This is a genomic window from Shewanella sp. Sh95, assembly GCF_001308045.1.
GTDB lineage: Bacteria > Pseudomonadota > Gammaproteobacteria > Enterobacterales > Shewanellaceae > Shewanella > Shewanella xiamenensis.
In genome coordinates this window covers 21204-34446 of record NZ_LGYY01000213.1, presented here as the reverse complement: position 1 = coordinate 34446, position 13243 = coordinate 21204, and the positions used below count along the sequence as shown (strand labels likewise).

Genomic DNA, 13243 nt, shown 5'->3' with positions numbered 1-13243 from the left:
TATGGGTGGGCTCACCTAAAAAAACACTTGTTTGAGTTCAAGCTAACGTAATATTTATCAACATGTTAAACAACATAGCTTGAGCCAAGTGGCAACAAGAATTGACAAAAAAAATCGACTAACCACACCACAATCTTTACCTTTACGTAAACTTCATATATCTTGCATAAAAATGATTAACTAAGGTGCCTGAATGAGCGCAACTAACACGCCACAAACGACTTATTCGATCAGTGATCTCTCTAAAGAGTTTGATATCACGACCCGAAGCATTCGTTTTTACGAAGACCAAGGCTTACTTAAGCCAAAACGTCGCGGTCAAACCCGTATTTACAGTCTCAAAGACAGGGTTCGACTCAAACTTATCCTGCGCGGCAAGCGCCTTGGATTCTCTCTGGCAGAAACCCGTCGCCTATTCGAACTTTACGATGCCGACAAGAGCAGCACCACTCAGCTCAATACTATGCTTGCCCTAGTGGAAGAAAAGAAATCTGCCCTACAGCAGCAAATGGACGACATTAAAGTGGTCCTGATGGAGCTAAATTCAGCCGAGCAGCAATGCCGCCTCGCCCTAGAAGAAAGCAAGGCTAAGGCCTAATACCTTCGAACTTGCGAGCATAACATTAACGAACACCTCAGTTGGTACGACCGCGTGACAGGGATACATCACGCAAAGCAAGACAGATTTAAAGACTCAAGCACCTAATAATCATAAAAATATAAATTAGAACATCAGAAAGGACACAAGCAATGAACTCACTCTACACCAGTCTTAATTTTGGCCTAGGCGAAGATGTCGATATGCTGCGCGATGCGGTGCAGGATTTTGCCGCGAATGAAATCGCACCGATTGCTGCGAAAGTGGATCACGACAATGCCTTTCCCAATGAAATTTGGCCCGTGCTGGGTGGGATGGGGCTTTTAGGTGTCACTGTGCCTGAGGAATACGGCGGCGCAAACATGGGCTACCTCGCCCACGTGGTCGCCATGGAAGAAATTTCCCGCGCTTCAGCCTCTATCGGGTTAAGTTATGGCGCCCACTCTAACCTGTGTGTGAACCAAATTAACCGTAACGGTAATGCTGCACAAAAAGCTAAATACTTACCAAAGCTGGTGAGCGGTGAGCATATCGGCGCACTGGCAATGAGTGAGCCTAATGCCGGCTCCGATGTGGTTTCAATGAAGCTACACGCCCGTAAAGAAGGCGATCGTTATATCCTCAACGGCAACAAAATGTGGATCACCAACGGTCCCGATGCCAATACCTATGTAATTTATGCAAAAACCGACTTAACGAAGGGCGCCCACGGCATCACCGCCTTTATCGTTGAGCGCGGTTTTAAAGGTTTCAGCCAAGCGCAAAAACTCGACAAACTGGGCATGCGCGGTTCAAACACCTGTGAACTGGTGTTTGAAGATGTCGAAGTACCAGAGGAAAACATTCTCGGCGGCCTCAACAATGGCGTTAAAGTGCTGATGAGCGGTTTAGATTACGAACGCGTCGTGCTCTCAGGCGGCCCGCTGGGGATTATGAATGCCTGTATGGACATCGTCGTGCCTTATATCCACGAACGTGAGCAATTTGGTAAATCCATCGGTGAATTCCAATTAGTACAAGGCAAATTAGCCGATATGTACACTGGCATGAACGCCGCTAAAGCCTATGTCTATAGCGTGGCGAAATCCTGCGATCGCGGTGAAACCACCCGCAAAGACGCCGCAGGCGCCATTCTTTACAGCGCGGAGCTGGCCACCAAAATGGCACTGGATGCCATTCAATTGCTCGGCGGTAACGGTTACGTCAACGAGTATGCCACTGGCCGCTTACTGCGCGATGCCAAACTCTATGAGATCGGTGCCGGCACCTCAGAAATTCGCCGTATGCTGATTGGCCGTGAGCTCTTTAACGAATCGAAATAAGCAGCCTAGGGCGAACGGCGCATGATGAGCTTTAGCCTTTCATGCCCCTTCGCCCACCGAGCCAACTGATACTGAGTTACCGCTTTATAAGGACAATCAACGTGACGCAATTAAGCAGTCGTATCAACGCCCGTAGCGATGAATTTAAAGCCAAATCCGACGATATGGCCGCCCTCGTGGCCGATCTCAAAACCAAGCTCGCCAAAATTGAACTCGGCGGTGGCCCCGTTGCCCTAGAGCGCCATTTGGCCCGCGGTAAACTCCTTCCTCGTCAACGGGTTGAGAAACTCCTCGACGCAGGTTCGCCCTTTTTAGAATTGTCGCAATTTGCGGCATTTGAAGTCTATGACGAAGAAGTGCCCGCCGCAGGCATCATTGCAGGCATTGGCCGCGTGAGCGGCGTAGAGTGCATGATTATCGCCAACGATGCCACGGTCAAAGGCGGCACTTACTACCCTATCACAGTCAAAAAACACTTAAGGGCACAAGAGATTGCCAGTCGCTGCCATCTGCCCTGTATCTATTTAGTCGACTCGGGCGGTGCTAACTTGCCCCGTCAGGATGAAGTTTTTCCAGACCGCGACCATTTCGGCCGGATTTTCTACAATCAAGCGCAAATGTCCGCCAAGGGCATTCCACAAATTGCGGTGGTGATGGGTCTGTGTACCGCGGGCGGCGCCTATGTTCCTGCCATGGCCGATGAATCGATTATCGTTAAAGAACAAGGCACTATCTTCCTAGCTGGACCGCCGTTAGTGAAAGCCGCGACTGGTGAAGAAGTCAGCGCTGAAGAACTTGGCGGCGCCGATGTACACACTAAAATTTCAGGTGTGGCGGATCACTTAGCCCAAAACGATGAGCATGCATTAGAGCTTGCCCGCCGCGCAGTGCTGCGTCTGAATCATCAAAAACAAATCAACAGTCTGCTAAGCCCGGTTAAGCCACCGAAGTTTGATATCAACGAACTCTACGGCATTGTCGGCACCGATCTGAAAAAGCCCTTCGATGTGAAAGAAGTGATCGCTCGCATCGTCGACGACTCGGATTTCGATGAGTTTAAGGCCAACTATGGCGCAACCCTAGTTTGTGGTTTTGCCCGCATTCACGGCTATCCCGTGGGGATTGTGGCCAACAACGGCATTTTATTCTCCGAATCGGCGCAAAAAGGCGCGCACTTTATCGAGCTGTGCTGCCAGCGCAAGATCCCGCTGCTGTTCCTGCAAAACATCACCGGCTTTATGGTGGGTAAAAAGTACGAACACGAAGGTATCGCTAAGCACGGCGCCAAGATGGTGACCGCAGTGTCCTGCGCCAATGTGCCTAAATTCACTGTGATTATCGGTGGCAGCTACGGCGCGGGTAACTACGGTATGTGTGGCCGCGCGTTCGAGCCGACCATGATGTGGATGTGGCCCAATGCGCGCATCTCTGTGATGGGTGGCGAACAAGCCGCTGGCGTATTAGCGACAGTGCGCCGCGACGGTTTAGCCCGTAAAGGTGAAGAATGGTCTGCTGAGGACGAAAAAGCCTTTAAAGCACCGATTATTGCCCAATACGATAAAGAGGGTCATCCCTACCATGCCAGCGCCCGCCTGTGGGATGACGGCATTATCGACCCAGCGCAAACCCGTGATGTGGTGGGCCTTGCCCTGTCAGCCGCATTAAATGCCCCTATCGAAGACACCCGCTTCGGCGTCTTCCGTATGTAACGCATCTTGCGATGCCTTACGTATCACTCATATAGAGGGAATAACAATGACTGACACACAACACCAGAACACTAGCACTCAATACTTAGGCAATTTGCAGCACGTCAGCTATGCGCTGAATAACGGCGTGGGCGAGTTAATTCTAAACCGAGCAGAAGTGCACAACGCCTTCGATGAGGTGATGATCAGCGAAATGATCGCCGTCCTCGGTTATTTTGCCGAGCACAAAGACTGCAAACTGCTGGTATTAAAAGCCAATGGCAAAAACTTCAGCGCAGGCGCCGACTTAAATTGGATGCGCAAACAAGCCAAGATGGATTTTGATCAAAACCTGAATGACGCCAAGGCGCTGGCCAAGCTGATGCAGGATTTAGATACCTTTCCAAAACCCACTATCGCCTTAGTCCAAGGGGCAGCCTTTGGCGGCGCGCTTGGGTTAATCTGCGCCAGTGATATTGCCATCGCCACCGAGCGCGCAAGCTTCTGCTTAAGCGAAGTTAAACTCGGGCTGATCCCTGCGGTGATTAGCCCCTACGTTGCCCGCGCCATGGGCAATCGCGCCTCACGCCGCTATATGCTGACCGCGGAACGTTTTGATGCGCAAACGGCGCTAAAACTCAATGTTATCCATGAGATAAACGACGATTTAGCGACCGCAGCGCAGCCCATTATCACCGCACTGCTCGCCAACAGTCCGCAGGGCATGGCATGGGTAAAGACCCTACTCGCCCGCCTCGAAGACGGCGTGATAGACCAAGATACGATTGATTACACCAGCGAGCGCATCGCCCGCATTCGGGTATCTGATGAAGGCCAAGAAGGTTTAAACGCCTTTTTTGAAAAACGTCAGCCGAACTGGCACACGCCAACAGATACTCAAGGAGTTCTTTGATGTTGACTAACAGCATGTTCACTAAGCTTTTAATTGCTAACCGTGGTGAAATTGCCTGCCGCATTATCAAAACCGCGCAGGCCATGGGCGTTCGCACCGTAGCCTTATATTCCGATGCCGATAAAAACGCCCGCCATGTTGCCATGGCCGACGAATCGTTTTACTTAGGTGGCAGCGCCCCAGCGGATTCTTACCTGAAGGGCGACTTGATTATTGAAATCGCCAAAAAAGCTCAGGCGCAAGCCATTCACCCAGGCTATGGTTTTTTATCGGAAAACGCCGACTTTGCCCGCAAGTGTGAGGCAGCAGGAATCGTGTTTGTTGGCCCAGGCAGCGATGCCATCGATGCCATGGGTAGCAAGAGTGCAGCCAAAGCCATTATGACGGCGGCGCAAGTGCCTTTAGTGCCGGGCTACCATGGCGACGATCAAACCGATGCCACCCTCAAGGCCGAAGCCTTAAAAATCGGCTTCCCGATGCTGATTAAAGCCGCCTACGGTGGCGGTGGCAAAGGTATGCGTATCGTTGAGCATGAAGGCGAAATCATGGACGCCATCAACTCGGCGCGCCGTGAAGCGGCCTCCTCCTTCGGTAACGATAAATTATTGCTGGAGCGTTATTTACGCCAGCCCCGCCATGTCGAAGTGCAAGTGTTTGCCGATACCTTTGGCAATGCGATTTACTTATCGGATCGCGACTGCTCGATTCAGCGCCGCCATCAAAAAGTGGTCGAAGAAGCGCCAGCACCCGGTTTAAGTGATGAACTGCGCGCCCAAATGGGTGAAGCCGCCGTGGCCGCCGCCAAGGCCATCGATTATGTTGGCGCGGGAACCGTTGAATTCCTGTTAGATACCGACAATAGCTTCTACTTTATGGAGATGAATACTCGCCTACAGGTAGAGCATCCGGTGACCGAAATGGTGACGGGCCAAGACTTAGTCAGATGGCAGTTAATGGTCGCCAGTGGTCAGCCTTTACCGCTCAAACAGAACGAAGTGCGTATCCACGGCCACGCCTTTGAGGTGCGTATTTACGCCGAAGATCCGCAAAATGAGTTTTTACCCGCCAGCGGTAAGCTCAACTTTCTGCGCGAGCCCGAGCAAAGCAAATACGTGCGTATCGACTCCGGCATCCGTGAAAACGATGTGATCAGTAATTTCTACGATCCTATGATCGCCAAACTGATTGTGTGGGATGAATCGCGTCCACGCGCGCTGCAACGCCTAGTGCATGCCCTCGAGTCCTATCAAATCAGCGGGCTTAAGCACAATATTGCATTTTTGGCCAATATTGCTGAGCATCCCGCCTTCGCCAAGGCGGATTTTAGCACTGACTTTATCAACCGTTACGGCGATGCGCTGATTGGCAGTGCTTCGAGCGAAACCGATACGGCTATCGCTTTTGCCGCGCTGTATCAAGTGCTTGCCCGTAAAGAAGCCGCCAAGGCACAGGCAATTAATAGCGCCGATCCTTACTCGCCTTGGGGCCAAGTCAGTGGCTTTAGACTCAACAGCGTCAGTCAGCATACCATTGCCCTGCTCGACGATGCCCACGAGTTACAACAATTGGTGCTATTAGACTTTGGCGACCACTATCAGTTATCTCTGCCAACGGAAGAAGGTCATATCAGCAAGTCCCTTAGTGGTGAGCTTAAGCAGGATTTACTGTTAGCCGAAATCAACGGCCATAAGAGCAAAGTGCCCGTTAGCGCCCAGGGCGATGATTTTACGCTATTTTTACCCTCTGGCAGTTATCATTTTAAAGCGGTTAAAACCCAAGTGGTGGAGGCCGAGGCCAGCAATGAAGATAAGCTCAAGGCACCGATGAATGGCACAGTCGTGACTCACTTGGTCGATGTTGGTGCAGAGGTGAAGGCGGGACAAGGGCTACTGGTGATGGAAGCGATGAAGATGGAATACACCATCGAAGCGCCCTTCGACGGTATAGTTACCGAGTTCTACTTCAAAGCGGGCGAGTTAGTGAGCGATGGCGCTGTGCTGCTCCATGTTGAGCCCAAAGCCCAGAGCGAGGAAGCCTAAGATGTCTGCGCTGGATCTTGCGAACTTAAGCACGACCTCGGTAAACGCCAGCTCGGATAGGGTTAGCCTGTTCGAGATGGGGCCCCGTGATGGCTTGCAGAATGAAGCCGCCGTCCCGACACAGGCCAAAGTCGCCTTGATTGAAGCCCTCGCCGATGCGGGCGTGAAGCGAATTGAAGCAGGCAGTTTTGTGTCACCCAAATGGGTGCCACAAATGGCCGATAGCGGTGACGTATTGCGCCAAATTCGCCGTCAAGCGGGCGTGGTTTACAGCGCCCTCACCCCCAATGTCAAAGGCTTAGAGCTGGCGCTGGATGCAAAAGCTTCCGAAGTCGCTATCTTTGGTGCGGCGTCACAAAGCTTTAGCCAACGCAATATCAACTGTTCGATTGAAGAGTCGATAGAACGCTTTATCCCGTTGATGGACATGGCAAAAGCCGCCAATATCCCAGTGCGTGGCTATGTGTCCTGCGTTTTAGGTTGCCCCTATGAAGGGGAAATCGCGGCGAGCGAAGTGGCAAGAGTGTCTGAAATCCTTTACAAAATGGGCTGTTACGAAATTTCGCTCGGCGACACTATCGGTGTAGGCACGCCGTTAAAAGCCCGTAAAATGCTGCAAGCCGTGATGGAGCGAGTGCCGGTAGAAAAACTCGCCCTGCACTTCCACGACACCTATGGTCAAGCATTAGCCAATATTACCGCCTGCCTCGACTTAGGTGTGCGCAGCTTTGACGCCTCAGTGGCGGGCCTAGGTGGTTGCCCCTATGCAAAAGGCGCATCGGGCAATCTAGCGAGTGAAGACTTAGTCTATATGCTCCACGGACTCGGTTTGAAGACGGGTATCGATTTGGAAAAACTGGCATTAGCGGGTTTTGGGATCAGCAAACAATTAAATCGTCTTAATGGCTCTAAAGTCGCCAATGCAATCTTGCATGGCGCTAAAGCCTAGGTGCTAGGTTCTAGTTTCTAGGTTCTAGAAATGATTGGACACGAATAACAATTTAAAGGACATCAAAATGGCAGGACTCAATAAAGTCGTCAGCAGCTATGAAGAAGCGTTAGCAGGTTTATCCGATGATATGACCATTATGGTTGGCGGTTTTGGCCTGTGCGGTATTCCTGAAGGCTTAATCAATCAAATGGTTAAGATGGGCGTTAAGGGCTTAACCGCCATTTCAAACAACGCTGGTGTGGATGATTTCGGTCTGGGCTTATTGTTAAAACATCGCCAGATTTCGACCATGATCGCCTCCTACGTCGGTGAGAACGCTACTTTCGAGCAGCAAATGCTCTCGGGCGAACTGAATGTGATTTTAACGCCGCAGGGTACGCTGGCGGAAAAAATCCGCGCCGGCGGTGCAGGTATTCCGGCATTCTTTACCGCCACAGGCTACGGTACCCCCGTGGCGGAAGGCAAAGAAACCCGTGAAATCAAAGGCCGTCATTATGTGTTAGAAGAATCTCTGACCGCCGATTTTGCCCTCGTTCGCGCTTGGAAGGCCGATACTATGGGTAACTTAGTGTTCCGCAAAACCGCCGCCAACTTTAACCCTATGATGGCGACTGCGGGCAAAATCACGGTAGTAGAAGCCGAGTTTATTGTGGAGCCGGGCGAGCTCGATCCTGATCATATCCATACTCCCGGCATTTATGTTGATCGCGTCATCCAAGGCAAGTTCGAGAAACGTATCGAGCAGCGCACGGTAAAAGCGGCGAAATAAGCAACGCTGAACGATTATGCAAGCTAAAGCGACAGAGTCTAAGCCCTAAATAAAGACCGAAAAATTGAGGCTAATAGCGACTCTAGGTAAAGGAAGGATAAAGATCATGGCATTATCAAGAGAACAACTGGCACAGCGCGTTGCCAAAGAATTACAAGACGGCTACTACGTCAACCTCGGTATTGGCATTCCCACGCTCGTGGCCAACTACATTCCCGCAGGTATGGAAGTGATGCTGCAATCGGAAAACGGCCTACTCGGCATGGGTGAATTTCCGACGGAAGAAACCATCGATCCGGATTTAATCAATGCCGGCAAACAAACCGTTACCGCGATAAAAGGTGCCTCGTTTTTCTCCTCCGCCGAAAGCTTTGCCATGATCCGTGGCGGCCATGTGGACTTAACAGTACTCGGCGCCTTTGAGGTCGATGTAAATGGTTCTATCGCCTCATGGATGATCCCTGGCAAGCTCATCAAAGGCATGGGCGGCGCAATGGATTTAGTGGCGGGTGCGGAAAATATTATCGTGACTATGATGCACGCCGATAAGTACGGTAACTCTAAGCTGTTACCCGTATGCGAATTACCGCTCACAGGCTACGGCTGCATCAAACGTGTTGTTACCGATTTAGCCTTTATCGAGATTAAAGATGGCGCCTTCCATCTGTTAGAACGCGCCCCCGGTGTCAGCGTTGAAGAAATTGTTAGCAAAACCGCTGGCAAATTAATCGTGCCAGACCATGTACCAGAGATGGTGTTTTAAGCGTTCTTTAACACGATAAGTTAATAAACTCACACAATACACATCAGCTAAATGCTAGGCTTAGACTTCTATATAAGCCTAGCTATCTAGTGAATTACCCAACTAAATTATTCATCGCTAATAATTATCAAAAGCTAAGCAGCTATCACATTGTAAACATTGATGACTTAGCTAAATAAGGGAGAGTGCTAAGTGACATTTCCTATTAAATTCACTTATGACGAAAGCGTTGTACTTTCACTTGGCGCAATACTGTGGGTTGAAGCAATCATAGGTTTATATGGTATTGGCAGCTATTTAATTGATACCTCGCCAAATGCCCACGAAGGCATAATATTAGCGGCTGGCATGTGGTTTTATTCGCTCTTTTTTCAGATTCCCTACGCGTTTTTTTTATATAAGTATTGGTACAACACTCGCCCCCTAGTGAAACAGCTAACCGTCATATCCATCCCAATATTATGGTTTCTTTATTTTTATCCAACTTATCAAGGGCTAAATGTTGTTTAAGGCCCATCATTTTAAAACCTATTAACTGAAAGCGATCGATTTACTCACCTACAGGTGCTGAATCATTGTTACAAAAAGACGTTTTACCCCTTTAGCACCAAAATTAGCCATCTTAAGCACAGTTACGGTAAACTCGCCGCAGCCAAAATAGTAAGGATGCTCAAGTTGTTAGCTAAATTTCTTAATAAGTGCTGAGCTAGGTTAATGCCCGATAGTCACAATGATGTCTAATCAGAATGTCGGCGCTTTGTAGTCTCGGGGTTTGCCTTATGACAGCAGACTAACTGGATAACCAATATTTTATTTAAAATCAGAAAGATAACAACCATTTCCATATTAATACCCCAAGGCTTAAGGTTGAGCCTATTCAAGCCTTAAGTCATTCCAATGCAAACGAGAGGACAAAGGATGTACCAAATTGCGATTGTGATATTTGATGAATTTACTGATATCGATTTCTTTTTAATGCGCGATATTCTCGGCCGCACAACAACCGATTGGACAGTCAAAGTGCTCGGGACCAAACCTAGCCATAAGTCGAGTTTGGGAATGACGGTTGCAACCGATGGTCATGTCGCGCAAGTCGCCGATGCTGACGTGGTATTATTCAGCAGTGGTTACAAAGGCGTACCTGCCGCACTTGCGGATCCTGATTTTATTTCGGCCCTTAAATTAGATCCCTCGCGGCAATTACTTGGCAGTATCTGTGCGGGCTCATTCTTCTTTGCCAAGTTAGGCTTACTCGACAATATCTCGGCAACGACGCATCCCGATGCCAAACCCGGATTGGTGGCCATGGGCGTAGAGGTGGAAGACTGCGCTCTGGTGATCAATGGCAATATTGCCACTGCGGGAGGTTGCCTGTCCTCGCTCTATTTAACGGGTTGGGTTGCGGAGCGTTTATTTGACAGTGCAAAGCGCCGCGAAATTCATCGGCAACTGATCCCCGCAGGCCAAGCCGATGTGTTTGAAGCTTTAATTGAGTCCTCCATTGCCTCAGCCATTCGCTAATATGGAGTGCAATCCTCTGGATGAAGGGCGCAATTATGACACTCAAAGCATTACTCAATCAGTTAAAAACCGAGCACAAGATCACCGGCGTAGTCGAACTTGCGGCGCTATTGGCGCAAGATAAGGCACTACTTCTGCAGATCAAACAAGCGGATGCACAGTATTGGGTCAACTTTAGCAAGCAGACGTTTGATGGTTGGTACTGCGTCGCTACGCCATCGAATGCCAGCTACCATGTGTACTATCAAGAGCGTGGGCAACATTGCTGGGGAGAAGAAGTATTTAGCGATCAATACTTGGCCATAGCCAGTGTGATATTTGCTTCAGGGTTGTTCCATGCTGAATAAATACATCACAGCTAAGTCTCAATAACTTTCGATAATTTAACTGTATAGCACTAAATGCCAAGGTTTTATGCCTAAACCGATTTAGCACGCCCATAACAAAGCCATTAATCTGCCGCGACTTAGCAATATTGATGGCTTTTCATCTGAGTGACTTACTGTTAAGGTGATGTTTTTATAAGCAATTGACGTTCTAGTTCAGCACAACAATGGCAGCGGAGCATTCACTATGGATTGGTTACTGATCGCCCTCGCAGGTTTACTCGGCGGCATGCTAAATGCGGTGGCGGGCGGCGGCAGCTTTATCACCTTATTTGCCCTTGTGTTTGTCGGCGAGCCACCACTGATGGCCAACGCTACAGGCACTGCCGCTCTGCTCCCCGGCTACCTTGCCAGTGCCTGGCGTTTTCGAAAAGAGATTGAATCTCCAGCAAATCTTAGCTTAAAAACCCTGTGCCTGATTGCGATAGCTGGCGGATGCCTAGGCGCGGCAATACTGCTAAGCACCAGCGAGCAAGTGTTTGCTTATCTTGTCCCTTGGTTGATTTTGCTGGCAACCCTCGCCTTTATCGCTGGACCTTGGTTACTGAAAAAACGTTTAGCCCATGCCAGCATCACCCGTGTGAATACCGTCAAGCCACTGACTGCAATGGTGATTCTCTTCATCGTCTGTATTTACGGCGGCTATTTTAACGGGGGATTAGGGATTATTTTACTCGCCACCTTTGGGTTACTCGGCCAAACCCAATTACATGGGATGAACGGGCTTAAAAATTTACTCTCCGCCCTACTCACCACCATTGCCGTGGTGATTTACGCCCTAGGTAATCTGATTGACGGACAATATCTGTTACTGCTTGCCATTATGGCGATTATTGGCGGCTATCTTGGCGCCGCGCTGGCTTATCGCATTCCCCAATCCCTGTTGCGGGGTTTTATTGTGCTTGTCGGTTTCGCTATGAGTGTGGGATTTTTTATGCGTTAATGCTTCTGATTAAGAATGTTCCCAGCAGTAATAGCGGCATATCTCAGGTGATTACAAATAGCGTTCGTAGATTCAAAGCACTCTCATAAGAAATCGATTTAATGCTATGAATTAGTTAAACCTACTTACTTTTCATTTAGCCTTAACTTTGTTGAAAATGAGTGCTTATATTGCTCGTTACTTGATATAAGCTCTATCAGCGACAGCGAAAATAACAGATACAACAACACTATTAGTGATTTAAAAGTATGAAAACACTACTACCGATGATTATCACAGCTCTCGTACTCCAGACGGCAAATTCAGCTGAGCCTGTAAAAATGTATCTTTCAGAGGATGAACTTCCAACAACATGCATACTGCTCGTACCAGTAAAAGCCTCTGAAAGCTATAAAAAAAATACGCCGGAGTCCAACTTGTCTGGCTCAGAACTCATATCAAGAGTTTTTATGCAATGCCAATCTAAAGCCCATGAACTTGGAGGTAATAGCCTACTTAAAACAGGGCATTCGTCTTTTCATGGTGCTGATTTTTTCGGTTACACCTGCAACGGAATCGCCTATAAATGCTGAGGTTTATATGACACTACAAATGGTCATGAACAGATAAGCATTTTTAACATTGGAGTATGTTGAGAAAAATGCTAATAAAAAAAGCACAGATAGCCGACCATAACGCCATGTCGGCCTTACTGTTGCAGCTGGGTTATAGTGCCACCGAGGCGCAGTTACATCAGTATCTCGATGATCCTAAAAGATCGGATGAAATCTATCTCGCCGAGTCTGAGGGAGCCGCAGTGGGGTTGATAAGTATAGGGCGTGTTGGCGTTTCAGGGTTATTTTTGCAGCTATTTGGCTGACGTTTATGCAAGGCAAAGTCCGTGCTGTGTAGTTATTCTACATAAACGGACTATAACGTAGCAGAAACGTCTGCCAAACGCTGCCCGAAGGGTTCGTCTGGCAAGCCCTTGCTCTTTGCCACTCGTCATTTGAGTAGAATAACTACACTTCATTCCTCGTTTCGCGAGCACGAGCTTGCCAGAACGAACAAAATTTAATCTCGAAACGTCAACACGCCCTAATCTTTTTGATTATTTTCCCTCACAGCAGCAAATCTGCCGCATTACTGCTTTAGTGGTGACTGAGGCCAGTCGAGGCTTAGGTGTGGGGACGCAACTAATTGATTTTGCGAAATCGAGGGCAAGTGAACGAGGTTGTCGCCAGCTTGAGGTCACTACCTCTATGCGCCGCGAGCAGACCCAAGCCTACTATGAGTCCATTGGCTTTGAGAAAACCTCCTTTCGCTATATTCAAGCCGTTGACGTTAACCCAAAGTGATTTAGCCCAAAG

The 13243-nt window shown here is 48.9% G+C and carries 14 protein-coding genes and 1 pseudogene; all 15 read left to right on the top strand.

Features of this window, described 5'->3' with window-relative positions; translation table 11 throughout:
- The first annotated feature begins 193 nt into the window (after positions 1–193).
- Positions 194–598 carry a MerR family DNA-binding transcriptional regulator gene (locus tag AEA42_RS15720; RefSeq protein WP_011623082.1) on the top strand — a complete coding sequence of 135 codons (405 nt, stop codon included), beginning with the start codon at positions 194–196 and terminating at the stop codon, positions 596–598.
- A 152-nt stretch (positions 599–750) separates the two neighbouring features.
- The gene (locus tag AEA42_RS15715) at positions 751–1920 is read left to right on the top strand and encodes an isovaleryl-CoA dehydrogenase (protein ID WP_055648226.1); all 1170 of its coding nucleotides are present in this window, start codon (positions 751–753) and stop codon (positions 1918–1920) included.
- Between the two features lie 101 nt (positions 1921–2021).
- Positions 2022–3629, top strand: a complete 1608-nt coding sequence (locus tag AEA42_RS15710) for a carboxyl transferase domain-containing protein (protein ID WP_011623084.1) — start codon at positions 2022–2024, stop codon at positions 3627–3629.
- A gap of 46 nt (positions 3630–3675) precedes the next feature.
- Entirely contained in the window at positions 3676–4521 is an 846-nt protein-coding gene (locus tag AEA42_RS15705) for an enoyl-CoA hydratase-related protein (protein WP_055648225.1), read from the top strand.
- Positions 4521–6560, top strand: coding sequence for an acetyl/propionyl/methylcrotonyl-CoA carboxylase subunit alpha (locus tag AEA42_RS15700; protein WP_055648224.1), 2040 nt, complete (start codon positions 4521–4523; stop codon positions 6558–6560). The genes AEA42_RS15705 and AEA42_RS15700 overlap by 1 nt, the downstream gene beginning before the upstream one ends.
- 1 nt (position 6561) lies before the next feature.
- Positions 6562–7509 (top strand): hydroxymethylglutaryl-CoA lyase, encoded by a 948-nt coding sequence (locus AEA42_RS15695; RefSeq protein ID WP_055648223.1) that lies wholly within the window; start codon positions 6562–6564, stop codon positions 7507–7509.
- 67 nt (positions 7510–7576) lie between these two features.
- Complete coding sequence (locus AEA42_RS15690; protein WP_011623088.1) at positions 7577–8281, top strand: CoA transferase subunit A; 705 nt, start codon at positions 7577–7579, stop codon at positions 8279–8281.
- A 106-nt stretch (positions 8282–8387) separates the two neighbouring features.
- Entirely contained in the window at positions 8388–9044 is a 657-nt protein-coding gene (locus AEA42_RS15685; RefSeq protein WP_037425678.1) for a 3-oxoacid CoA-transferase subunit B, read from the top strand.
- 192 nt (positions 9045–9236) lie between these two features.
- A complete protein-coding gene (locus AEA42_RS15680) occupies positions 9237–9554 on the top strand; it encodes a hypothetical protein (RefSeq protein WP_037425681.1) in 318 nt (105 codons plus the stop codon).
- Between the two features lie 408 nt (positions 9555–9962).
- Positions 9963–10565, top strand: coding sequence for a DJ-1/PfpI family protein (locus AEA42_RS15675; protein WP_055648222.1), 603 nt, complete (start codon positions 9963–9965; stop codon positions 10563–10565).
- A 35-nt stretch (positions 10566–10600) separates the two neighbouring features.
- Entirely contained in the window at positions 10601–10912 is a 312-nt protein-coding gene (locus tag AEA42_RS15670) for a hypothetical protein (protein ID WP_055648233.1), read from the top strand.
- Between the two features lie 226 nt (positions 10913–11138).
- A complete protein-coding gene (locus AEA42_RS15665) occupies positions 11139–11894 on the top strand; it encodes a sulfite exporter TauE/SafE family protein (protein WP_055648221.1) in 756 nt (251 codons plus the stop codon).
- Positions 11895–12142: 248 nt separating this feature from the next.
- Entirely contained in the window at positions 12143–12466 is a 324-nt protein-coding gene (locus AEA42_RS15660; protein WP_055648220.1) for a hypothetical protein, read from the top strand.
- A 68-nt stretch (positions 12467–12534) separates the two neighbouring features.
- A complete protein-coding gene (locus AEA42_RS15655; RefSeq protein WP_231640403.1) occupies positions 12535–12753 on the top strand; it encodes a hypothetical protein in 219 nt (72 codons plus the stop codon).
- Between the two features lie 226 nt (positions 12754–12979).
- Positions 12980–13231, top strand: a pseudogene (locus AEA42_RS15650) (GNAT family N-acetyltransferase); the annotation flags it as partial.
- Positions 13232–13243: the final 12 nt, after the last annotated feature.

Bases quoted from the DNA above. Each gene is read 5' to 3' on its own strand.
- AEA42_RS15720 (WP_011623082.1), top strand. From the start codon at position 194: ATGAGCGCAACTAACACGCCACAAACGACTTATTCGATCAGTGATCTC.
- AEA42_RS15715 (WP_055648226.1), top strand. From the start codon at position 751: ATGAACTCACTCTACACCAGTCTTAATTTTGGCCTAGGCGAAGATGTC.
- AEA42_RS15705 (WP_055648225.1), top strand. From the start codon at position 3,676: ATGACTGACACACAACACCAGAACACTAGCACTCAATACTTAGGCAAT.
- AEA42_RS15700 (WP_055648224.1), top strand. From the start codon at position 4,521: ATGTTGACTAACAGCATGTTCACTAAGCTTTTAATTGCTAACCGTGGT.
- AEA42_RS15695 (WP_055648223.1), top strand. From the start codon at position 6,562: ATGTCTGCGCTGGATCTTGCGAACTTAAGCACGACCTCGGTAAACGCC.
- AEA42_RS15690 (WP_011623088.1), top strand. From the start codon at position 7,577: ATGGCAGGACTCAATAAAGTCGTCAGCAGCTATGAAGAAGCGTTAGCA.
- AEA42_RS15685 (WP_037425678.1), top strand. From the start codon at position 8,388: ATGGCATTATCAAGAGAACAACTGGCACAGCGCGTTGCCAAAGAATTA.
- AEA42_RS15675 (WP_055648222.1), top strand. From the start codon at position 9,963: ATGTACCAAATTGCGATTGTGATATTTGATGAATTTACTGATATCGAT.
- AEA42_RS15670 (WP_055648233.1), top strand. From the start codon at position 10,601: ATGACACTCAAAGCATTACTCAATCAGTTAAAAACCGAGCACAAGATC.
- AEA42_RS15665 (WP_055648221.1), top strand. From the start codon at position 11,139: ATGGATTGGTTACTGATCGCCCTCGCAGGTTTACTCGGCGGCATGCTA.
- AEA42_RS15660 (WP_055648220.1), top strand. From the start codon at position 12,143: ATGAAAACACTACTACCGATGATTATCACAGCTCTCGTACTCCAGACG.
- AEA42_RS15655 (WP_231640403.1), top strand. From the start codon at position 12,535: ATGCTAATAAAAAAAGCACAGATAGCCGACCATAACGCCATGTCGGCC.